Annotated in this window: 19 protein-coding genes and 4 tRNA genes; 4 read left to right on the top strand and 19 right to left on the bottom strand. The window is 67.2% G+C overall.

What is annotated here, in order from left to right; translation table 11 throughout:
- Window positions 1–140: 140 nt before the first annotated feature.
- The 13 genes from rpoB to JIM95_RS05810 all read right to left on the bottom strand — a co-directional run bounded on the left by rpoB (window position 141) and on the right by JIM95_RS05810 (window position 11,631).
- The gene (gene rpoB, locus JIM95_RS05870; RefSeq protein ID WP_200260519.1) at window positions 141–3,638 is read right to left on the bottom strand and encodes a DNA-directed RNA polymerase subunit beta; all 3,498 of its coding nucleotides are present in this window, start codon (window positions 3,636–3,638) and stop codon (window positions 141–143) included.
- Window positions 3,639–4,007: 369 nt separating this feature from the next.
- On the bottom strand, window positions 4,008–5,000 hold the full coding sequence (gene pgfA / locus JIM95_RS05865) for a cell envelope lipid trafficking protein PgfA (RefSeq protein ID WP_200260470.1): 993 nt from the start codon (window positions 4,998–5,000) through the stop codon (window positions 4,008–4,010).
- Between the two features lie 175 nt (window positions 5,001–5,175).
- Complete coding sequence (gene rplL / locus JIM95_RS05860; protein ID WP_198734974.1) at window positions 5,176–5,562, bottom strand: 50S ribosomal protein L7/L12; 387 nt, start codon at window positions 5,560–5,562, stop codon at window positions 5,176–5,178.
- Window positions 5,563–5,661: 99 nt separating this feature from the next.
- Window positions 5,662–6,183, bottom strand: a complete 522-nt coding sequence (rplJ, locus tag JIM95_RS05855; protein ID WP_200260473.1) for a 50S ribosomal protein L10 — start codon at window positions 6,181–6,183, stop codon at window positions 5,662–5,664.
- Window positions 6,184–6,628: 445 nt separating this feature from the next.
- Window positions 6,629–7,345 carry a 50S ribosomal protein L1 gene (gene rplA / locus JIM95_RS05850; RefSeq protein WP_200260476.1) on the bottom strand — a complete coding sequence of 239 codons (717 nt, stop codon included), beginning with the start codon at window positions 7,343–7,345 and terminating at the stop codon, window positions 6,629–6,631.
- Between the two features lie 116 nt (window positions 7,346–7,461).
- Window positions 7,462–7,899: a 50S ribosomal protein L11 gene (gene rplK / locus JIM95_RS05845; RefSeq protein WP_198734977.1), complete on the bottom strand. Its 438-nt coding sequence runs from the start codon at window positions 7,897–7,899 to the stop codon at window positions 7,462–7,464.
- 382 nt (window positions 7,900–8,281) lie between these two features.
- The gene (gene nusG / locus JIM95_RS05840; protein WP_234034732.1) at window positions 8,282–9,193 is read right to left on the bottom strand and encodes a transcription termination/antitermination protein NusG; all 912 of its coding nucleotides are present in this window, start codon (window positions 9,191–9,193) and stop codon (window positions 8,282–8,284) included.
- 163 nt (window positions 9,194–9,356) lie between these two features.
- The gene (gene secE, locus JIM95_RS05835; protein WP_200260479.1) at window positions 9,357–9,704 is read right to left on the bottom strand and encodes a preprotein translocase subunit SecE; all 348 of its coding nucleotides are present in this window, start codon (window positions 9,702–9,704) and stop codon (window positions 9,357–9,359) included.
- Between the two features lie 42 nt (window positions 9,705–9,746).
- Window positions 9,747–9,819 (bottom strand) — tRNA-Trp (locus JIM95_RS05830).
- A 154-nt stretch (window positions 9,820–9,973) separates the two neighbouring features.
- Window positions 9,974–10,045: transfer RNA gene (locus JIM95_RS05825), tRNA-Met, on the bottom strand.
- Window positions 10,046–10,102: 57 nt separating this feature from the next.
- Window positions 10,103–10,175 (bottom strand) — tRNA-Thr (locus JIM95_RS05820).
- 234 nt (window positions 10,176–10,409) lie between these two features.
- Window positions 10,410–10,491: transfer RNA gene (locus tag JIM95_RS05815), tRNA-Tyr, on the bottom strand.
- A 96-nt stretch (window positions 10,492–10,587) separates the two neighbouring features.
- Window positions 10,588–11,631, bottom strand: a complete 1,044-nt coding sequence (locus tag JIM95_RS05810; RefSeq protein WP_200260482.1) for a polyprenyl synthetase family protein — start codon at window positions 11,629–11,631, stop codon at window positions 10,588–10,590.
- Window positions 11,632–11,896: 265 nt separating this feature from the next.
- Between JIM95_RS05810 and JIM95_RS05805 the strand changes: the two genes are divergently transcribed.
- Window positions 11,897–13,153, top strand: coding sequence for a geranylgeranyl reductase family protein (locus JIM95_RS05805; protein WP_200260525.1), 1,257 nt, complete (start codon window positions 11,897–11,899; stop codon window positions 13,151–13,153).
- Between the two features lie 4 nt (window positions 13,154–13,157).
- On the opposite strand, the gene JIM95_RS05800 is transcribed toward JIM95_RS05805, so the two are convergent.
- From JIM95_RS05800 to JIM95_RS05775, 6 genes are all read right to left on the bottom strand, one after another.
- Complete coding sequence (locus JIM95_RS05800) at window positions 13,158–13,847, bottom strand: demethylmenaquinone methyltransferase (protein WP_200260485.1); 690 nt, start codon at window positions 13,845–13,847, stop codon at window positions 13,158–13,160.
- Between the two features lie 20 nt (window positions 13,848–13,867).
- Window positions 13,868–15,034, bottom strand: coding sequence for a glycosyltransferase family 4 protein (locus JIM95_RS05795; RefSeq protein ID WP_248113180.1), 1,167 nt, complete (start codon window positions 15,032–15,034; stop codon window positions 13,868–13,870).
- A gap of 72 nt (window positions 15,035–15,106) precedes the next feature.
- On the bottom strand, window positions 15,107–16,234 hold the full coding sequence (locus JIM95_RS05790; RefSeq protein ID WP_248113179.1) for a glycosyltransferase family 4 protein: 1,128 nt from the start codon (window positions 16,232–16,234) through the stop codon (window positions 15,107–15,109).
- Window positions 16,227–16,712 carry a DUF3592 domain-containing protein gene (locus tag JIM95_RS05785; protein WP_248113177.1) on the bottom strand — a complete coding sequence of 162 codons (486 nt, stop codon included), beginning with the start codon at window positions 16,710–16,712 and terminating at the stop codon, window positions 16,227–16,229. The genes JIM95_RS05790 and JIM95_RS05785 overlap by 8 nt, the downstream gene beginning before the upstream one ends.
- Window positions 16,709–18,352: a 2-succinyl-5-enolpyruvyl-6-hydroxy-3-cyclohexene-1-carboxylic-acid synthase gene (gene menD / locus JIM95_RS05780; protein ID WP_200257804.1), complete on the bottom strand. Its 1,644-nt coding sequence runs from the start codon at window positions 18,350–18,352 to the stop codon at window positions 16,709–16,711. The genes JIM95_RS05785 and menD overlap by 4 nt, the downstream gene beginning before the upstream one ends.
- Window positions 18,353–18,390: 38 nt before the next feature.
- Window positions 18,391–19,473: an o-succinylbenzoate synthase gene (locus tag JIM95_RS05775; protein WP_200257805.1), complete on the bottom strand. Its 1,083-nt coding sequence runs from the start codon at window positions 19,471–19,473 to the stop codon at window positions 18,391–18,393.
- Window positions 19,474–19,507: 34 nt separating this feature from the next.
- Between JIM95_RS05775 and JIM95_RS05770 the strand changes: the two genes are divergently transcribed.
- From JIM95_RS05770 to JIM95_RS05760, 3 genes are all read left to right on the top strand, one after another.
- Window positions 19,508–20,449, top strand: coding sequence for a 1,4-dihydroxy-2-naphthoyl-CoA synthase (locus JIM95_RS05770; RefSeq protein ID WP_200257807.1), 942 nt, complete (start codon window positions 19,508–19,510; stop codon window positions 20,447–20,449).
- A 303-nt stretch (window positions 20,450–20,752) separates the two neighbouring features.
- Window positions 20,753–22,021 (top strand): inorganic phosphate transporter, encoded by a 1,269-nt coding sequence (locus JIM95_RS05765; RefSeq protein WP_200257810.1) that lies wholly within the window; start codon window positions 20,753–20,755, stop codon window positions 22,019–22,021.
- Window positions 22,018–22,293 carry a hypothetical protein gene (locus tag JIM95_RS05760; RefSeq protein WP_200257811.1) on the top strand — a complete coding sequence of 92 codons (276 nt, stop codon included), beginning with the start codon at window positions 22,018–22,020 and terminating at the stop codon, window positions 22,291–22,293. Before JIM95_RS05765 ends, JIM95_RS05760 begins: the two co-directional genes overlap by 4 nt.
- Window positions 22,294–22,489: the final 196 nt, after the last annotated feature.

The raw sequence follows: 22,489 nt of genomic DNA, 5'->3' as shown, positions 1-22,489 counted from the left end.
AACTCCCTTTCCCCCCGTCTTTCCGGGGGTGTTGTGTGAAGAAGAAGAATATCGGTGATTAGCTGCCCGTCCCGCGGGCCGCCCGTCCAGGTGAGGACGGGCGGCCCGCGGTCAGACCGTCGTGCGGTGCCGGGTGACCGTCAGGCCACGTCGTCGGTTCGCTCGTCGCGGGACAGGTTGATGCCCAGGGAGGCACCGGCCTGATCGAACTCGTCGTCGTCGGTGGTCCCGAGCTCCATCGGGGTGCCGTCGGCCGAGAGAACCTCGACGTTGAGGCACAGCGACTGGAGCTCCTTGAGCAGGACCTTGAACGACTCCGGAATACCCGGGTCCGGGATGTTCTCGCCCTTGACGATGGCCTCGTAGACCTTGACGCGGCCGACGACGTCGTCGGACTTGATGGTCAGGAGCTCCTGCAGGGTGTAGGCGGCGCCGTATGCCTGCATCGCCCACACCTCCATCTCACCGAAGCGCTGTCCACCGAACTGGGCCTTACCACCGAGCGGCTGCTGGGTGATCATGGAGTACGGGCCGGTGGAGCGGGCGTGGATCTTCTCGTCGACCAGGTGGTGCAGCTTCAGCATGTACATGTAGCCGACCGACACCGGGTACGGGAAGGGCTCACCGGAGCGACCGTCGAACAGCTGCGCCTTGCCGTTGCCGTCGACCAGAGTCTGGCCGTCACGGTTCGGGCGGGAGTTCGCCAGCAGGCCCGCGAGCTCCTCGTTGGAGGCACCGTCGAACACCGGCGTGGCGGTGAGCGACTCCGGCGGGACATCGTAGAGCGACTCGGGCAGCGTCTTGATGAGCTCGGCGTTCTTGACGTCCTCCGGGTCGACGTGCCAACCCGCGGCGGCGAGCCAGCCGAGGTGCACTTCGAGAACCTGGCCGATGTTCATACGACGCGGGACACCGTGGGTGTTCAGGATGATGTCCACCGGGGTGCCGTCGGGCAGGAAGGGCATGTCCTCGGCGGGGAGGATCTTGCCGACGACGCCCTTGTTTCCGTGGCGACCGGCGAGCTTGTCGCCGTCCTGGATCTTGCGCTTCTGGGCGACGTAGACACGGATCATCTCGTTGACGCCGGCCGCGAGGTCGTCATCGTCCTCGCGGGAGAACCGGCGCACACCGATGACCTTGCCGGTCTCACCGTGCGGAACCTTCATGGAGGTGTCGCGGACCTCGCGCGCCTTCTCACCGAAGATGGCACGCAGGAGGCGCTCCTCCGGGGTCAGCTCGGTCTCGCCCTTGGGCGTGACCTTGCCGACGAGGATGTCGCCGTCGCGGACGTCGGCGCCGATGCGCACGATACCGCGGTCGTCGAGATCCTTGAGGACCTCCTCGGAGACGTTCGGGATCTCGCGGGTGATCTCCTCGGCACCGAGCTTCGTGTCGCGGGCGTCGATCTCGTGCTCCTCGATGTGGATCGAGGTGAGGACGTCCTCCTCCACGAGGCGCTGGTTGAGGATGATCGCGTCCTCGTAGTTGTGGCCCTCCCACGGCATGAATGCGACGAGCAGGTTGCGCCCGAGCGCCATCTCGCCCCGGTGGGTACCGGGGCCGTCCGCCAGGACCTGGCCCTCCTCGACACGGTCACCCATGTTGACGATGGGCTTCTGGTTGTAGCAGGTGCCCTGGTTGGTCCGCTGGAACTTCCGCAGCATGTAGGTGTCGCGGACACCGTCATCACCCATCACGGTGATGAAGTCGGCGGCGATGTTCTCGACGACACCGGCCTTGCTGGAGATGATGAGGTCACCGGCGTCGTAGGCGGCGCGCAGCTCCATGCCGGTGCCGACGTACGGCGACTCGGCGCGGACCAGCGGCACGGCCTGCTTCTGCATGTTCGCACCCATCAGGGCACGGTTGGCGTCGTCGTGCTCGAGGAAGGGGATCATCGCCGTGCCGACGGAGACCATCTGGCGCGGCGAGACGTCCATGTAGTCGATGCGCTCGCGGTCGACGACCTCGTTGTCGCCGCCCTTCATGCGTACGACGACCTGTTCCTCGGTGATCAGACCGTTCTCGTCGTAGGGTGTGTTCGCCTGCGCGACGACGTGCCGGTCCTCCTCATCCGCGGTGAGGTAGTCGATCTCGTCGGTGAGTCGACCGTCGACGACCTTGCGGTACGGGGTCTCGATGAACCCGAAGGGATTGATCCGGGCGTACGACGACAGGGAACCGATCAGGCCGATGTTCGGGCCCTCAGGGGTCTCGATGGGGCACATGCGACCGTAGTGCGAGGGGTGCACGTCACGGACCTCGATGCCGGCACGCTCACGCGAGAGGCCACCGGGGCCGAGCGCGGAGAGACGACGCTTGTGCGTCAGACCGGACAGTGAGTTGTTCTGGTCCATGAACTGCGACAGCTGCGAGGTTCCGAAGAACTCGCGGATCGCGGCGGAGACCGGACGCACGTTGATCAGCGAGGTCGGGGTGATCGACTCGGCGTCCTGGGTGGTCATGCGCTCACGGACGACGCGCTCCATGCGGGACAGGCCCACGCGGACCTGGTTCTGGATGAGCTCGCCGACGGTGCGCAGGCGACGGTTGCCGAAGTGGTCGATGTCGTCGGTCTCGACCGGGATGGTCGTTCCGGCGGGTGACTTCATCGAGTTCTCGCCGGCGTGCAGCCGGACGAGGTACTCGATGGTGGTCGCGATGTCGTCCTCGGTCAGCGTGAGGTTGCCCTCGTTGTCGCCGCCGAGCCCCAGCTTGCGGTTGACCTTGTAGCGACCGACCTTGGCCAGGTCGTAACGCTTGGCGTTGAAGAAGGAGTTCTCGAGGAGAGACTGCGCGAGATCACGCGTGGGCTGCTCGCCCGGGCGCTGCTTCCGGTAGATCTCCAGGAGCGCCTCGTCGGTGTTCGAGACACCGTCGGCCTCGAGGGTCGACATCATGATCTCGGAGAAGCCGAAGCGCTCCACGATCTGCTCAGTGGTCCAGCCGAGCGCCTTCAGCAGCACGGTGACAGGCTGACGGCGCTTCCGGTCGATGCGGACACCGACGGTGTCGCGCTTGTCGACGTCGAACTCGAGCCAGGCACCACGGGAGGGGATGACCTTCACGGCGTGCAGGGGCCGCTCGGTGGACTTGTCTATGGTCTGGTCGAAGTAGACACCCGGAGAACGGACCAGCTGGCTGACGACGACGCGCTCGGTGCCGTTGACGATGAAGGTGCCCTTGTCGGTCATCATCGGGAAATCACCGATGAATACCGTCTGGGACTTGATCTCTCCGGTTTCGTTGTTGACGAACTCCGCCGTCACGTACAGCGGAGCGGAGTAGTTGATGTCCTTGTCCTTGCACTCATCGATAGAGTTCTTGACCTCTTCGAAGCGTGGCGTGGACAGGGACAGGGACATATTTCCGGAGTAGTCCTGGATCGGGGACAGTTCCTCGAGGATGTCCTCTAGTCCACTGGTCACTCGGGCACCTTCAGGCGCTTCGGCCTGGGTGCGTTCACGCCACTCGGGCGTTCCGACGAGCCATGCGAACGACTCGAGCTGCAGGTCGAGAAGACCGGGCACCTCGATGGGTTCGTTGATCTTCGCGAACGAGTAACGCTGCGGAGCTCCGGGGATTTCGGTCACTGACTTGGTCTGGCGGGAGACTGCCAAGATGCGTCCTTCCAGCACCTCACGCGGTGGGCTCACCCACGACGATGGTGAGCCCGTTCCGCTAGAATTTTTAGCATGTGGTCTGCTGTGGAACCAATCATCTCCGGATAGCACTGAATGACCTTGTCAAACCGGGTTTTTCAACCGGTTCGTTCAAGGTCGGACAGGATAACCGGAAAGAGATTCCAGCGCAACGAGCTAGCCTATACCATTTTCTTCAGTCTGTAAAGTACCAGTTTTCGGCCACCGACAGCCGGAACGGGGACTCCGCCAACGTTCCCGATTCAACCCCCGGCCCGGGGAACGGGCACCGGAAGGACGTGCTGTTGGCGCCACCCTAACAGATCGCCGGCGATCCGCCACCCGAAACCGCCGGACGGCACGGAATCACCGATCCAGGCTCGGCTCCCCCGATTTGCCTCCGCGCCGCAGCCGGCGCCGGCCACCGGACAACGCCCCGATCAATCCGACGAGCAGAAGCAGGGCTCCGAGCGCCAGTAGCACGGTGGTGACGGTCCGTTGCCCGGAACCGTCCGGTACCCGTTCAGCCTGGGCGATGAGCCGTTCGACGGATTCCTCCGTCCCCGCCCCGTGGAACCGGAGCACCTGTTCGCGGCGTTCACCGTCGCGGGTCCCGTAGTAGGAGTCCAGATCCTCCCGGATGTCCACCACCAGTCCCGTCCCGGCGTCGACGTACCAGTCACGGTCGGCCGAGTAGAACAGGTATCCGGGCTCGGTGCCGCCGTCCCCGGTCTCGAACGTCGTGGTGTTGAACATGTCGGCGTACCGGGTCGCCAGGTTCGTCGGTTCGATCGTCTGCCGGTAGACATGGAGCTGCCGCCCACCGCGTTCGACCGTCTCGCGGTACACCGCGGGTGCGCTCCCCCGCAGTGTGGCGTCAAACACCTCGTAGGTCGTCTTCGCCGGGTCAGCGGGGAACTTCGCCCAGAGCCCGGTCACGGGGACCTGGGTGGGCGGCAGGCCGAGCTGGGATGTCATAGTGGCGGGTCCCACGGCCTCCCCCGTCGTCCGGTCCATGACGAAACTCCACACGGACGCCTCGACGAGACGCTCTATGTCGTCCTCGTTTGCCTCACGCATCATCGTCGATCCGATCCGCACGGTCACGGTCTCCGCGTCAGCGGGATCGAGGAGTTCGACGTGGTGCTGGCGGATCACCGCGGCGGCGACGATCTCCCCCGGGCCCGGATTCAGCGTGGTCTCGGCGTTCCCGTCACGCACAGTCAGTGTGGTGTCCTCCAGCGACAGCGGCAGCCTGCCGTCGTCATGGAAGAAGTGCGGCGCAACCAACCCCCAGGTGATGAGGGCGGCCCCCAGACCGAGGATCAGCACCGAGAAAATACGCGACTTCGCAAGCATGACCCGATGCTACCCCGCGCGCCGGCGGGTGATGAAGATCAGTTTTGCTCCGCTATCCGTCGTCGAAACAGCCCCGGAACAGGAAAACGGCCCGCAGGTCCCCGTTCTCCACGGGAATCTGCGGGCCGTTCGCCGGCCACCGTCCGGCGGTGGCGGGAAGTCGAACCCGGAGGGACTACTTCAGGGAGACCTTGGCGCCGGCCTCTTCGAGCTTGGTCTTGGCGGCCTCGGCGTCGTCCTTGGACGCAGCCTCGAGGATGGCCTTCGGAGCGGACTCGACGAGCTCCTTGGCCTCCTTCAGCCCCAGACCGGAGACGATCTCGCGGACAGCCTTGATGACGCCGATCTTCTTGGCACCGGCATCCTCGAGAACGACGTCGAACTCGTCCTTCTCTTCCTCGGCGGCGGCAGCGGCACCGGGGGCGCCGGCGGCGACGGCGGCGACCGGAGCGGCGGCGGTGACGTCGAAGGTGTCCTCGAAGAGCTTCACGAACTCGGAGAGCTCGATGAGGGTCATTTCCTTGAAGGCCTCGATGAGCTCGTCATTGGTGAACTTAGCCATGGTGGCAGTCCTTTCAGTTGGTGGCCCGGGTACACCGGGCCGAAAAGTTTGTGCTGTGGTCTAACTCTGTGCGTCTCACACCGCGTGGCGGGAGACGACTTATTCTTCGCCCTGCTTCTTTTCCTGGAGCGCAGCGCTGAGGCGTGCGATCTGGGAAGCGGGGGCGTTGAACAGGCCTGCGGCCTTTGCCAAGCTGCCCTGCATGGCGCCCGCCAGTTTCGCGAGAGTGGTCTCGCGGTTATCCAGCTCGGCGATGGCTTCAACCTGAGCCGCGCTCAGGAATTCGCCGTCCATGTAGCCACCCTTGACCACGAACGCCTTGTTGTCCTTACCGAAGTCCTTCATCGCCTTGGCTGCGTCAACAGCCTCGCCCTCGATGAAGGCGATTGCGGTGGGACCGGTCAGGATGTCATCAAGACCTTCGACGCCGGCTTCTTTCGCAGCCAGCTTGATCATGGTGTTCTTGGCGACGGAGTAGGTGACATCCGAGCCGAGAGCCCGACGCAGTTCGGTGGTCTGAGCCACGGAGAGGCCGCGGTACTCGGTGAGCACGACGGCGTTGGTGGACTCAAAGCGCTGCTTGAGTTCAGCCACTGCGGCGACGTTCTTTGCGTTAGCCATTACTTCGCCTCCTTCCTCATGTGTGTAGGTCGTCTGATCCGCCGGGACTCTCTCACGTCACCGACCGCGTGAACGGTGGAAACATGACAAAGCCCCGTGCAAGAGCACGGGGGGCACACCTCGGGGAGAGGGAGGCTCCAAGTGTCTCCTGCGTGGGCCGTTCCGCGGTGCGGAAACCTTCGATCCCGGGTACCGGGATGACCGACGGTCTTCGGTGAAACTTGAGCTCGTCGCGTGGAAACGCGCCGTTCAAACTTCGTTGGGTCAGTGTATGCACGCGGTCCCGGCGGGTCAAATCAAGGGTGGCCGCTCCCCCATGGGTACGCGCCCGGACACTCCCCCGGGGACAGCGGACCGGAGACGCGGAGCGCCCCGCGTCCCATCACGATGGACGGTACGCAGGGCGCTCCGGTCGACCCGGTAGTCGGATCAGCGGTGGGCTGATCTAGACCTGGGGCTCGTCGAGGTAGTTCTTCACCACGGTGTTGTCCACGGGGATGCCGGGACCGTTGGTGGAGGAGATGGTGACCTTCTTCAGGTAGGCACCCTTCGAGGAGGACGGCTTCAGACGCAGCAACTCATCGATGAGCGCCCCGTAGTTCTCCGCCAGCTTCTCGGCGTCGAAGGATGCCTTGCCCAGCACGGCGTGCAGGTTGGAGGCCTTGTCGACGCGGAAGGAGATCTTGCCGCCCTTGATCTCGGTGACGGCCTTCGCGACATCCATGGTCACGGTGCCGGTCTTCGGGTTGGGCATGAGGCCACGGGGGCCGAGGACGCGGGCGACGCGACCGACCTTGGCCATCTGGTCCGGGGTGGCGATCGCGGCGTCGAAGTCGGTCCAACCGCCCTGGATCTTCTCGATCAGCTCGTCGGTTCCGACCATGTCGGCGCCGGCCTCCTCGGCCTGGGTCGCCTTCTCGCCGGCGGCGAAAACGACGACGCGGACGGTCTTACCGGTGCCGTTCGGCAGGGAGACGGTGCCGCGGACGAGCTGGTCGGCCTTGCGGGGGTCGACGCCCAGACGGATGGCCACGTCGACGGTGGCGTCGAAGTTGTCGGAGGAGGTCTCCTTGACCAGGCGCGCAGCCTCGATCGGGGCGTAGATGCGACCTTCGTCGATCTTCTCGGCCTTGGCGCGGTATGCCTTGGACTGCTTGCTCATTGTGATTCCTTAGTTTTCAGATGGTGAAAAGCGGGTGGGAATTTGTGGTGCGGGCCGAAGCGGGCCCTCCCACGTGCTCCGCGACCCGGGGGTACGGGTGCGGAGCTTCAGGGGTCTTAACCCTCGACCTCGATACCCATGGAGCGGGCGGTGCCCGCGATGATCTTCGCCGCGGCGTCGATGTCGTTGGCGTTGAGGTCTTCCTTCTTGGTCTCCGCGATCTCCTTGACCTGCGCCATGGTGACCTTGCCCACCTTCTGGGTGTGCGGTACGCCGGAGCCCTTCTGCAGGCCGGCGGCCTTCAGCAGCAGCTTGGCTGCCGGCGGGGTCTTCAGCTTGAACTCGAAGGAGCGGTCCTCGAAGACGGTGATCTCGACGGGGACGACGTTGCCGCGCTGCTGTTCGGTGGCGGCGTTGTAGGCCTTGCAGAATTCCATGATGTTGACACCATGGGCACCCAGGGCGGGGCCGACCGGCGGGGCCGGGTTGGCCTGTCCCGCCTGGATCTGCAGCTTGATGAGGCCTGTGACCTTCTTCTTCTTCTTCGGGGGCATCGTAGTACCTCTTCCTTGTTACCGACGGCGGTGGCCGATGTCCGTGTGTGGGCGTGACCGGGACTGATCCGTTCCGGCCCCGCACAACCACCGTCGTCGTCCGGATGCCGGGCCCCACCCGCAGTTCCGACTGCGTTGAAGGCGTAACCCGGCCACCGGGGATTGATGTGTGTGGTTTCCCGGATCCCTGTGCACGGGTGCACGTCGTTGTCCGGGTCAGCGTGTCCCCTTCTTCAGCTCCTCCACCGTCACCGGCTTCCCGGAGCTGCGGTCCGGGCACACGCATCGAGCCAGACTACCCGACCCGGCGGAACGACACAAAACCCGCCCGCCGGCCTGACGGCCGTGACGGACGGGTTTCACGTCGTGGAGATGGGACGCCCTAGGTGAGCTTCTCGACCTGGTCGAAGGTGAGGTCAACCGGGGTCTCACGACCGAAGATGGAGACGAGTGCCTTGAGCTTGCCGCCCTCGGCGTCGATCTCGGAGATGGTCGCGGATACGGAGGCCAGGGCGCCGGTGAGGATGGTGACGGCTTCGCCGACCTGGAAGTCCACCTCGACCTGCTTGCCCGCGGACGGGGAAGGCTGTGCGACCAGCTTCTCGCCGGAGGCGTCGACCGTCCCCTCCTCGCCCTCGACCGGGGTGGTCTCCTGCGGCATCAGGAACTTCGCGACGTCGCGGTGCTTGACCGGGGTGGCGTTACCCTCGTTACCGACGAAGCTGGTGACACCCGGGGTGTCGCGGACGACGGACCAGGAGCGGTCGTTGATGTCCATGCGGACGAGAACGTATCCGGGCAGGAGCTTCCGCTTGACGGGCTTGCGCTTGCCGTCTCGGATTTCGATGACCTCCTCGATCGGGACGACGACATCATAGATCGAGTCCTCGACCTCGAGGGTCTGGGCACGCATGTCCAGGTTGGTCTTCACCTTGTTCTCGTAGCCGGAGTAGCACTGGATGATGTACCACTGGCCCGGGAGCTTCTTCAGCTCACGGAGGAACTTGCGGAGGCGCGCCTTGTACTCGGCGAGTGCCTCCTCCTCCTCGCTCTGCTCCGCAGCCTCCCCGTTGTCGTCACCGAGCGCCGCCGCGGCCGAGGCCACGTCGGTCGGTGCCGCGGCGGCCTCGGACGGCTCCGCGCCCTCCGCTTCCGTGAGGGCGTCCTCGGCCGTGACATCACCAAGGTCCGGCTCCCCGGAGTTCTCCGTCATCTGCAGGTCCGCCTCCTGTACAGGCTGCTCGGGGGTGACGGCCTCGTCGGCGTTCTCGGGAATGGTGTTGTCGTCGCTCATCTGGGTGTACTCCATTGGGTTTTCGATCGGGTGGGGCGGAGATGCGGGCCGGGCCCGGTGGGGTCTTTTCGCCACATTCTACGCCGACCACCTCATGAAATATCCCGCCGGACCTCGTGGGGTCGGGCGGGATACTGCGTGAAAAGTGTTCGTTCACGGAATTCTAGTTGGCCGTGAGCACCTTCTCAACTCCGAGTCCGGCGAGGAAATCAACTCCGGACACCAGTGTGGTCAGGACGATCAGGAAGATGAGCACGATGATCGTGTAGATGAACATCTGCTTGGCGGTGGGCCAGATGACCTTCCGCATCTCCCGGACGACCTCGGGGAGGAAGTTGCCGACGCGCGACGCCAGGCCGGATCCCTCGTTTCCGTCACCGGAGACGGCGACGGATTCACGCGCCTTCTTGGCGGCGTAGGAGTCGCTGCTGGTGGTGGCCACCCCCGCAACCTGTCGCTTACCGGCCGGACGCGCCGAACCCGTCGGCTTCGGCTTGTTTTCGTCGGTCACGGTGCGGTGCTCCTCGGATCTGCGTGCGCATAAAGTGTCTTGCAGGGGCGACAGGACTTGAACCTGCAACCTGCGGTTTTGGAGACCGCTGCTCTGCCAGTTGAGCTACGCCCCTTCATGCACTGCGTTCTGCAGTACGCGACCACCCTACCAGACGTACGAAGGCCGGATGAATGCGCCTTCAACAGCCCCGTGGGCACCCGCTGGGATACCAGAGAAACACCGCCCCGACATCCTTGCGGAGCCCGGACGGTGGATCTGTATCCCGGTAGCGATGGCGAGAATTGAACTCGCGACACAACGATTATGAGTCGTTTGCTCTACCACTGAGCTACACCGCCATGTGGCCGTTTCCCCACGACCGCGACCGTAGAAGACCCCGGCGGGAAAAACAACAGAGCCCCCTGACAGAATCGAACTGTCGACCTTTTCCTTACCATGGAAACGCTCTGCCGACTGAGCTAAGGGGGCACAGCCTCTTGGAATCGTACGGCATGCGCCCGCTCCGTTGAAGCCTCACAAAGATTAACCTGTTCCCACCAGGCTACACAAATCAGCAGTTCAAGGCCATTTTCCGGACCCCGGACAACGCCGTCACGGACGGTCGGGAACCGGCGCGCCGGACCCGCGGGGCCCCGGAAACGCGAAAAGCCCGTTCCGGCGGATCTTCGTGGAAGATTCCGACCGGAACGGGCTGTCCCGATGTGCCAGGTGATGGATTCGAACCAACGTAGGCATAGCCGACGGATTTACAGTCCGCTCCCTTTGGCCGCTCGGGCAACCTGGCGTGCGCCGCTCACGCGGTGCACTGAACACTCTACTACGCCGTGAGTGGCTCGGCGCAAGTCCGCATGTCAGCAGACATTTTCCGGCCTCACACCGGTCAACCGACGCGGCTCACCATGAATCGGGTGAGGGTACGGAGTGCGGCGGTGGTCTCGTTCTGCGGCAGTTTCGTGAGTTCGACCTCGGCGAGTTCCACGTAGTGGTGGACGTCCGCCAACGCCTTCTCCCTTCCCGTCGACCGGTGCAGGAGATCGAGAACTTCGGCCACCTCGTCATCGTCGGTGACGGGCCCCGTGAGCCGGATCCGGAGTTCGTCCCCCACGGTGCTCTGTTCCGCCAGCGCGTAGAGGACGGGCAACGTGAACACGCCCTCCTTGAGGTCCGTCCCGGGGGTCTTTCCCGATTGGGTGGTGTCGGAGTAGATGTCGATGATGTCGTCGACGATCTGGAACACCGTGCCGATGGCATATCCGAAACGGTGCAGCGCGTCAATCTGCTCGGGGGTCGCACCACCGTGCAACCCACCGAGAAAGCCCGCGGAAGCGATGAGCACGCCGGTCTTCTCCCGGACGACCGCCCGGTAGTGCTCGATCGGGTCCCCGTCGCCGGGCCCGACCGTTTCCCGCATCTGTCCGGTGACCAGCTCGCCGAAGGTGGCTGCGAAGTGCGCGACGGTGTCGACCCCGAGCTGCGCCATGATCCTGGAGGCCCGGGCCAGCAGATAGTCCCCGGCGAGGATCGCCATGGAGTTGCTCCACCGGCTGTTCGCGGAGTCCACGCCCCGTCGCTTGTCCGCTTCGTCCATCACGTCATCGTGATACAGGGTGGCCAGGTGGGTCATCTCCACCACGACCGCCGCCTTGATGACGTCCGCGTTCGCCGGGTTCGCACCGTACCGGGACGCGAGGAGCGCGAACATGGGGCGGAAACGTTTCCCGCCGGCCGCGGCGAGGTAACGGACCTTGTCGGTGACGAATCCCTCACCGACCGTGAGTTCGGCCGCGAGGAGTTCCTCGACCTCACGCATGCCGGAGGAGATCGCCTCGTTGAGTTGCTCGTCTCCCAGGTTGACGGACGTTCCCCGGGAGAACGTCTTGTCGTGGTCACCTGGACCGTGCGTCACGGTACGGCCGTTACTCATGCGGTTGCCCTCATTGTCTTCTCGCGGCGGGCTGGACCGGCCGCCGGATTGGAGTGGTGTGCTGGGACTGATTCCGGTTCCCGGATACCGACGTCGTCCGACGTCGTCTCCGTGGATGCCGCCGGGGTGATGCCACGTTCCCGCGCGGCGGACCCCGCGGGCCCGGAGCGGACCCGGGATCAACCGTAGTCGACGCGGGCGGTCACCGGACACTCCGGGGTGAAAACCCGCCGGGTCCCGGAAGTGCGACAATGGGGCGGTGAGTATCTCCCGGTCCCGGACCGCAACAACCGACGTCCTCGTGGTGGGGGGTGGCCCCGCCGGAGCCTCCGCCGCGATCCACGCGGCGAAACGCGGTTTCGACGTGCTCCTCGTCGACGCCGCCCGTTTCCCACGTGACAAGACCTGCGGCGACGGCCTGACCCCCCGTGCGATGCACCAGTTGCAGCTTCTGGGGTTCGGCCCGGAGATCGCCGGCGGCTACCGGTCCCGCGGCCTGAAGCTGCACGGTTTCGGCGGTGACGTGACAGCGCCGTGGCCCCTGTCCGCGTTCGGTCGCGAGGGATCCGCGATGCGCCGCACCGAGCTCGATGCGCTCCTGTTCGAACGCGCCCGCGCCACCGCGGGCGTGACGGTGTGGGAGGAGTGCCCCGCCGTCGACATCTCCCTCCGCGGCGGCCGGTTGGAGTCGGTGACCCTGATCGCGCCGGACGGGGAACGCAGGGTGCGGTGCGGCACGGCCATCGTCGCCGACGGGGTCCGATCCCCCATCGGCAAGAAGCTCGGCCGGACGTGGCACCGGGGTGAGGTGTACGGGATCGCCGCCCGCGCCTACTGCACGACGCCCTTCTCCGACGAGGAGTGGATCCACTCCCATCTGGAGCTCCGCGACGGGGCGGGTGTGGCGCAGCCGGGCTACGGGTGGATCTTCCCGCTGGCCGAGGGGCACGTGAACATCGGCTGCGGGGCGCTGTCGACGACGGCACGGCCCGCCAAGGTGAACACGAGGAAGTTGCTCTCACACTATGCCGCGCTCCGGCGGGAGGAGTGGCGACTCGGGCCGGAGACCGACGTGGCGGGTGCCCTGTTGCCGATGGGGGGCGCGGTGAGTGGGGTGGCCGGTCCGAACTGGATGCTGATCGGGGACGCCGCGGCGTGCGTGAATCCGCTCAACGGCGAGGGGATCGACTACGGACTGGAGACCGCGCGTCTCGCGGCGGAGCTGATCGACCCACGGCGCGACCTGACGGTGGTGTGGCCGCGGGTGCTGCGGGAGAACTACGGGGAGGCGTTCCTGCTGGCCCGGACCGCGGCCAGGTTGCTGACCCATCCGCAGCTGCTCCCGATGGTCGGACCACTCGGTTTCCGGGGCCCTCAGGCGGGCCCTCTCATGCGCGCCACAGCGCGGTTGATGGGCAATCTCGTCACGGACGGGGACCGCGATGTGGTTGCCCGTGCGTGGCGTGCCGCCGCCGGGGGTTTCCACCGGCTGCGGGGCTCCGGCGCGGCCCTCTGGGAGTGAGCCCCTACGCGGGTTTCACCGCCGAGTGCAGGGCGGTGATGCCTCCGGTCAGGTTCTGCCAGCCGACCTCGGTCCAGCCGGAGGCGGCGATCTCCCGGGCGAGCTGCTCCTGGTCGGGCCAGGCGCGGATCGACTCCGCCAGATATTCGTAGGCGGAGGGGTCGGAGGAGACGAACCGGGCGAGAGCGGGCAGCGCCCGCATCAGGTACTCCTTGTACACCTGCGCGAACACGGGGACGACCGGGGTGGAGAACTCGGCGACCGTCAGCCGTCCGCCCGGCCGGGTCACGCGGGCCATCTCCCTGAGTCCGGCGCGGGTGTCGGCGAAGTTGCGGAGCCCGAAGCTGATGGTGACCGCGTCGAAGGACCCGTCCGCGAAGGGCAGGGCGAGCCCATCGCCGGCGACCTTGGACACCGCGCGGTGTGCTCCCGCGGCGAGCATCCCGGAGGAGAAGTCACACGCCACACACCAGGCACCGGAGCGGGCCAGCTCGACGGTGGACACGGCGGTCCCGGCGGCGAGGTCCAGGACGCGTTCACCGGGGCGGAGATCCAGGCGCTGTCGGGTGCGGCGCCGCCAGTGACGGTCACGTCCGAGGGAGAGCACCGTGTTCGTGATGTCGTACTTCGCGCCGACGGCGTCGAACATCCGCGCGACCTCGTCGGGATTCTTTTCCAGGGATGCCTTGACCACGGGTCAAGGCTACGCGACGACTAGCGCCACCGGGCCCATGCCCCGGGTCGAACCCCGGTGGACCGTTCCACCCGACGCTGATCCGCGAGAACCGCCGAATAGTGTCCGCGCAGTTCGCCGCAGACGCCCTCCCAGGTCCGGCCGGAGACCCGGTCGAGCGCCGTGGCGGACATGTCCGCCAGATTGTCCAGGACGCGGTCCACCGCCGCGGGCAGGTCCGCACTGAACGTGGCGACGTCGAGAAGCTCTCCGTTCCCGCCCGGGGTGATGAGGTCCACCGGCCCACCGGCACGGGGCCCGATGGTCGGCACGCCGGAGGCCTGCGCCTCCTGGATGGTCTGGCAGAACGTCTCGAACTCCCCGGGGTGGACGAACACGTCGAAACTGGCGTACGCCCTTCCCAGCTCCTCTCCCCCGAGGGCCCCGGTGAATACCGCCCCGGGCAGTGTGTCGCGCAGGGCACCGTACTCGGGTCCGTCACCGACGATGACGAGCTGGAGATCATCGCGTCCGGACAGGGAGACCAGCCGATCGACGCCCTTCTCCGCGGCGAGTCGGCCGACGTAGCCGACGATGCGCCGCTCACCCGACGGGTCCCAGGAGCGGCGTAGTCGGTCACACCTGTGGGCCGGGTTGAAGCACTCGGTGTCGACGCCCCGGGCCCACCGGTGGACGTCGGTGATGCCGTGGGATCTCAACGCCTCGATCGCGGGCGTCGCGGGGGCGAGGGTGCGGGCACAGGAGTTGTGGATCAGGCGTGTCCACTCCCACGCGGCGGTCGACAGGGCCGACAGGTGGTACTTCTCGGCGAATCCGACCACGTCCGTCTGATAGACCGCGACCGCCGGGACCTTGAGCTGCCGGGCTACGAAAGCCCCCGCCGCCCCGAGGACGAACGGGCTGGCGAGGTGCACCACATCGGGCCGGAACGAACGCAACGCGTGGTTGACGGCGGGCACGGGGACCCCGACGGGCAGGGAGTTGATGAGCGGGACCATCACGGTGGGCACCCGCACCACCGGGAAACCCACGTAGGAGACGACCTCCTCCTCGAAGTCCCGCGCCCCCGGCGCTATGACGAGAGCGTCATCACCGTGGCGGTTCAGGTGCTCGAGAATCCGGAGCACGGAGTTGGTGACACCGTTGACGTTGGGGAGGAAGGATTCGGCGACGATGGCTACACGCATGTCCCCGATGATGGACGCTCCGGTGGACGGTGAGGTCACGGGCGGGTGACAGGAGAATGACGATGTCCGTAACTATCGGTGCCGCAGGATCTGCCGGTAGTGTTCGACGAGTTTCGCACAGAGGACCGGCCAGGTCCGCCCCTCGACGGCACGCCGGGCGGCGACCGACATGGTGTCCCGACCCGCCAGGACGCGGTCCACCGCCGCGGGCAGGTCTGCACTGAACGTGGCGACGTCGAGAAGCTCTCCGTTCCCGCCCGGGGTGATGAGGTCCACCGGCCCACCGGCACGGGGCCCGATGGTCGGCACGCCGGAAGCCTGCGCCTCCTGGATGGTCTGGCAGAACGTCTCGAACTCCCCGGGGTGGACGAACACGTCGAAACTGGCGTACGCCCTTCCCAGCTCCTCTCCCCCGAGGGCCCCGGTGAATACCGCCCCGGGCAGTGTGTCGCGCAGGGCACCGTACTCGGGTCCGTCACCGACGATGACGAGCTGGAGATCATCGCGTCCGGACAGGGAGACCAGCCGATCGACGCCCTTCTCCGCGGCGAGTCGGCCGACGTAGCCGACGATGCGCCGCTCACCCGACGGGTCCCAGGAGCGGCGCAACCCCGTGCTCCGGTTCGCCGGATTGAATCGTCCGGTGTCCACGCCCCGGGCCCACCGGTGGACATTGCGGATCCCGTGGCCGGTGAGCTCGGCGATCGCCGCAGTGGATGGTGCGAGGGTCCGGGCACAGGAGTTGTGGATCATCCGGGTGACCCGCCAGGAGGCGGAGGTCAGCAGCCGGAGGTGGTAGCGGAGAGCGAAGCCCGCGACATCGGTCTGGTAGACCGCGAGCGCCGGTACCTTCAACCGGCGGGCGGCGAACGCGCCGGCTGCACCGAGGACGTACGGACTGGCGAGGTGGATCACGTCGGGCCGGAAGTCACGCAGTGCCCTGTGCACCAGCGGGACCGGGACCCCGACGGGCAGGGAGTTGATGAGCGGGACCATCACGGTGGGCACCCGCACCACCGGGAACCCCGCGTAGGAGACGACCTCCTCCTCGAAGTCCCGTGCGCCCGGCGCGATGACGATCGCCTCGTGGCCGTGCGCGGACAGGTGCTCGAGAATCCGGAGCACGGAGTTGCTGACACCGTTGACGTTGGGAAGGAAGGACTCGGCGACGACGGCGACCCGGAGACGCTGCTCAGACACCGGCGGGCCCCTCCCCGCGACGGGCGCGCCTGCGGTCCATCACCGCGATGAGCCACCAGGCGACCGCGGCCAGGAGGCTGGCGACGGTGGCGGTTGCGAGGGCCGGGGGGAGGGCCTGTCGGAAGTCCCTTCCGGAGATCTTCACCAGATCGGGGTTCGAGCGGTCGTAGTCCACCCAGACGCCGCTGCCGGTGGCCAGGTCTCCGGGATAGAGCACACCTTCCTCGGGGGCCAGGAGAAGGCCGCTCTCGTCGCGGTACTCGACGGTCGTCCGCCACCAGCCGGCGTCGGTGACCGTCGCATAGGCCTGCGCCCGGTCGGCGGCGATCGTCCGGTCGTTCAGCCAGGGGCCGACGACCATGGCGAGGGCCATCAGCATGGCGGCCATCCAGAACAGGATCACCAGCTGGTGCTGACGGCGGCGGGCCCGGTCGCGGGGCACACGGGCGAGTGCCGCGCGGAGCGGATTACCGGTCACCTGCCGACCACCCTGCCCGACAGTGCGTCGTGCAGCTCCCGCCGGGTGGAACGGGTGGTGCGGGCCTCGATGATGAGCGGCGGGTGCGGGAGTTCGATGGATTCCTCGAGTTCCCGGATGAGGTCGGCGATGGTGTCCACCGCGCGGTGTTCCCAGCCGTTGGCGGCGGCCAGCGCGGCGATGTCGACGCCGTGGGGGGTGCCGAACACGCGCTCGAAGTTGTCCCGGAGTCCGGGCGCCCCGGCTTCCAGGGTCTCGAAGATCCCGCCGCCGTCATCGTTGGCGACGACGACGGTGAGATTGTTCGGGAGCGGGTCACCCGCACTGATGAACAGGCCGCCGGAGTCGTGGAGGAAGGTCACGTCGCCGAGCAGCGCGACGGTGCGTGGAGCGCGGGGCGCGGTCCGATCCCGGGCCTGCGTGGCCAGGGCGACACCGACCGCCTGGGAGACGCTTCCGTCGATGCCTGCCGCTCCGCGCGGGGCGTGGGTGGCGACACCGTCGAAGGGGAGCCCCACCAACGCGATGTCGCGGACGGGATTCGACGCCCCGACGAAGAGGGTGTCGCCGACCGCGAGACCGTCGGCGACCGCGGCCGCGACATGGAGGCCGGTGAAACCGAGATCCCGGTCCCCGAGAACCTCACGGACCGCCTCGGCCGCCTGTCCGCCCGCGACATCGCAGAGTTTCAGCCACTGCTTCGTGGGCTGGCCATCCACACGTATCCGGCTGGCGACCCGGTGCGCGTTCCCCGCGGGATCGGTGTATCCGTCGGAGCGGGTGAGCACCGTGACCTCGATGCCGGGGTCGGACATCAGCGCCAGGACGTCACGGTGCAGGGTGGGGTGTCCGATGACGACGAGCTGTTCCGGGCGGGTGCGCAGGACGTGCCCCTCCGCCGACACCTGTTCCCGGGTGAAGAGTCCGGCAGCCGCGGGGTGCACGGGCCGGTCGGGGGCGGGTGCGGTGGGTTCGGCGATGGTGGGGACGCCGGCGAGTTCCTCCACCGGCCAGGCACCGTCTCCGGCGATCACGAGGGTGGGCCGCGTCAGGTCGAGGTTGGCGGTGCCCCAGTCGCGGTGGGGCCGGCGTACCGGCGGGTGGCCGACGGGCGGGTCGGCAGGTACCGGCGGTTCCGGATCGACGAGCGGCGTGTCGAACGCGACGTTGAGGTGGACACGGTCGTGCGCCAGCGCACGACGGGTGACCGCGGCGGCCTGGTCCGCGTCGGCACCGGAATCGATCGTGACGCACTCGGCGAATGTCCCGAAGATGCCCCTCTGGTCGATGGTCTGCGAGGCACCGGTTCCGATGAGCCGGGAGGGCCGGTCCGCGGCGAGCACGACGAGCGGGAGATCACTGTGCCGGGCCTCCACCATGGCGGGGAGGCAGTTCGCCACGGCTGTCCCCGAGGTGACGATCACGGCGACGGGCCGGTGGTCCACCCTCGCCATCCCGAGGGCGAGGAACGCGGCGGAGCGTTCGTCGAGTCGGACGTGGAGCGTGATGTCGGTGCGGGCCGCGACGGCGAGTGCCAGCGGGGCGCTCCGGGACCCGGGACAGACGACGACGTTCCGGATCCCGGCGGCGGCGAGCTCCGCGGCGATCGCGGCGGCGGTTGCGGTGGCGGGGACGGTCATGATCTGCAGAGTCTAACCGGGTCCACCCGTCCCGGTCGTCACGCACCGACCTGATGCTTCAGGCACTCCAGGGACTCGCGCAGATGGGTGTGCCAGAAGTCGACGGTGTCGGGATCCGCGGCGAGTCCCGCGAGCCGGTCGGGGTCCGGCTCCACCGGGGCACAGGAGAGGTGGCCGTCGGCGACGAGCCGTCCGGCTGTGGCGGAGTCGACGACGTCCTCGATGAAGAACCCTCCGGTCCCCAGTCCCGCCGGAGCGGGTGGGACGTCGATCTCGTCGTCGTCGGTGTGCCCGGGCAGGGCGGCCACCGCGGCGAGTCCGGCGTTCAGTCCGACGGCCGTGTCGAGTGCACTGGCGACGGTGACCGAGACCCCGTGTGCGGCGATCCTGTCCGCGATGTCGAGCAGCCGCCGCACACCACCGAGCGGCGCCACCTTCACCACCGCGACGTCGAGGGCACGGGCCTCGAGCACGGCGAACGGGTCACCGGCCCGTCGGATCGACTCGTCGGCGGCGACCCGGCAGAAGATCCCGGAGCGGACCAGTCGCTGGCGCAGTTCCGCCAGTTCCGCGGTGGTGGCACAGGGCTGTTCGAAGTAGTCGAGGGGACCGAACGCACGGGCCGCGTCGAGTGCGCGGTCCACGGTGAATCCCCGGTTCGCGTCGACGCGGACCAGCGCATTCGGGACCTGCTCCCGGACCGCGGCGATCCGGGTGACATCGTCGTCGAGGGTCTGCCCGGGTTCGGCGACCTTCACCTTGACCGTACGGCAGCCCGGGAACCGGGAGAGGACGCCGGGTACCTCATCGGGGGTCACGGCGGGGACCGTCGCGTTGATCTCGATACGGTCACGTTCCGGGGTCGGCGCCCCGAGGTACGCCATCTCTACCGCGCCGGCCAGCCAGGCCGCGGCCTCCTCCGGACCGTAGTCGCGGAAGGGCGCGAACTCACCCCACCCGACGGGCCCGTGGATGAGCAGGGCCTCCCTGCGCGTGATCCCCCGGAACCGCACCCGCATGGGCAGGGCGACGGTGTGCGAACGGTCGATGAGCTCACCGGCGTCGAGGGTCGAGACGAGCTCTACGAGGCGTGGATCCAGGGGGGCGTGGATGAACGGCATGGTCCCCAGAATACGAGACGCTACCGTTGTCCCCATGGACACACCGGACTACAGCACCGACAATCCCTTCGACCCGACGCAGTGGCGTGAGGTCCCGGGCTTCGACTTCACCGACATCACCTACCACCGGCACATCGGCGAGGGACGGGTGAATGGCATCGTTCGCATCGCCTTCGACCGCCCCGAGGTACGCAACGCCTTCCGCCCGCACACCGTCGACGAGCTCTACCGGGCGCTCGACCACGCCCGCCGCACCCCCGACGTGGGCTGCATTCTCCTGACCGGGAACGGCCCCAGCGGGAAGGACGGCGGCTGGGCGTTCTGCTCGGGTGGAGACCAGCGCATCCGCGGGCGGTCCGGCTACCGGTACGCCGACGGCGAGACCGCTGACACCGTGGACACGGAGCGCGAGAAGGTCGAGGGGGGCCGCCTGCACATCCTCGAGGTCCAGCGCCTGATCCGCACGATGCCCAAGGTGGTCATCGCGGTGGTCAACGGGTGGGCCGCGGGCGGAGGACATTCCCTGCACGTCGTGTGCGACCTCACGATCGCCTCCCGCCAGGAGGCGCGGTTCAAGCAGACCGACGCGGATGTGGGGTCCTTCGACGCCGGCTACGGTTCGGCGTACCTGGCGAAGCAGGTTGGTCAGAAGTACGCCCGCGAGATCTTCTTCCTCGGCCGGACGTATGACGCCGAGCGGATGCGGCAGATGGGGGCGGTGAATGAGGTCGCGGACCACGGGGCCCTGGAGGACACCGCCGTGGAGTGGGCCCGAGCGGTCAACGGGAAGTCCCCCACCGCCCAGCGGATGCTGAAGTTCGCCTTCAACCTCACCGACGACGGGTTGATGGGGCAGCAGGTGTTCGCCGGTGAGGCGACGCGACTGGCGTACATGACGGACGAGGCGGTGGAGGGCAGGGACAGCTTCCTCGAGAAGCGTACCCCCGACTGGTCCGCGTTCCCGTACTACTATTGATCGGACCCCCGGGTACGGGAGGGACCGGGAACCAACCCGCCGATCGGCAGAATTCACCTAAAGTTCATCTTTCCGTTTCCGGCCCATCGCGGTGACCGGCCCTGGGCCCCACCACCGCTTCCGACACACCCCACCTCACGGTAAACGCAGGTGAAACAATGGGGAAACGTAAACCATCGGGTGAGGAAACTACAGTTTAATACCCCCATTTGTGCAAAATCATCGAACGGGAGCCATCCGAACCTTCCGATCACCTGTTCTTTCCGCCATGACAGGGGCAGATCTGCGGCATACTCCTTTGATGTGACCGAATTGATCATCCTGCTCATCGTGGTTGTCACGGCTCTCGCCTTCGACTTCACCAACGGCTTCCACGACACCGGCAACGCCATGGCCACATCAATCGCCACCGGGGCGCTCCGCCCGAAGGTCGCGGTGACGCTCTCGGCCGTCCTGAATCTGGTCGGTGCGTTTCTGTCGGTGGAGGTCGCCACAACGGTGGCGAAGGGGGTCGTCGACCTCGACCAGTTCAACCTCGCGGACCCGGGGCAGGCGCACCAGCTGCTCCTCGTCGTCTTCGCGGGCCTGATAGGCGGCATCGTCTGGAACCTGATGACCTGGCTGCTCGGCATCCCCTCCTCATCGTCGCACGCCCTCGTCGGTGGTCTCATCGGCGCGGCGGTGGCGTCCCTGGGAATGCAGGGTGTCGCCTGGAACGGCGTGCTCGCGAAGGTCGTCGTCCCCGCTCTCTGCGCCCCCGTCGTCGCCGGTCTGGTCGCCACGGTCGGAACCTCACTGGTGTACCGGTTCACCCGCCCGGTCGCCGAGAACGACAAGAACCGGTATTTCCGCTGGGGACAGATCGGCTCCGCCTCCCTCGTCTCCCTGGCCCACGGCACCAATGACGCGCAGAAGACGATGGGCGTCATCTTCCTCGCGCTCGTAGCGACGGGCGGCCTCGGAGCGGACGCGGGTATCCCCTTCTGGGTCAAGTTCTCCTGCGCCATCGCCATCGCGCTCGGCACCTACATGGGTGGCTGGCGGGTCATCCGCACCCTCGGCAAGGGCCTGGTGGAGATCGATTCCCCACAGGGGATGGCGGCAGAGACCTCCTCCGCCGCCATCATCCTCACCTCCTCCCACTTCGGTATGGCGCTGTCCACCACCCACGTCGCAACCGGATCGATCATGGGGTCCGGGCTCGGACGGAAGGGTGCGGAGGTCCGCTGGAGCGTCGCCGGCCGAATGGCCGTCGCCTGGATGATCACCCTGCCCGCCGCGGCACTCGTCGGCGGACTGACGTGGCTGCTCGCCCACACGGTCGGCACCGCCACGGATGACCTCGTGGGGGTCATCCTCGCCTTCGCCGTCCTGGTCATCCTCGCCGGCCTCATCTTCGTCCGGTCCCGCCGCGCTCCGGTCAACTCCGGCAACGTCAACGCAGACTGGGACGCAACGACCAACCGTGTCGCACCACCGGTGGCGGTCATCCCCGATCACGAGGACCTGTTGAGCCCGGCCGACACCGTCGGCACCCGAATCAGTGACTCCGCCGAGAGGACCGTCCGATGAGCGCCGCCACCCTGATATCCGATCTGCTGCAGGTACTCCTGGCCGGACTCGTCCTCGGCGCCGGACTCCCGGCCCTGTTCGCGGTCGGCATCCGGCTGGCGACACCCGCAGCGACCAGTACGGCGCAGAGCGTTCCCGTGTGGCGGAAGGGGCTCGCGGGCCTGTGTTTCGCGGTGATCATCGGTGCGATCATCCTCGGCATCATGTGGATCACCAAGGGTGTCTTCCACGACGCCTTCGGACTCGACCCGTTCGGCACCGAGGCCCACTGATCCCACCCCGGACCGCTTCCGGCCCCGGCACGCAGATCTCCTGCGAGCCGGGGCCGGACTTTTTCAGCCCGGCCGGGAAATTCCCGGCTTGCACCCCGGCGGACTGATCGCTAATCTAATCAATCATTGTTATTCACCAACTAATTCTGCACCCCATCATCGTTGATCGTCCACTAACTGATCCGGTGGCGCAGAC

It is taken from the genome of Corynebacterium antarcticum (genome assembly GCF_016595285.2).
GTDB classification, from domain to species: Bacteria; Actinomycetota; Actinomycetes; order Mycobacteriales; family Mycobacteriaceae; genus Corynebacterium; species Corynebacterium antarcticum.
This window is presented reverse-complemented; position numbering and strand designations above follow the sequence as displayed.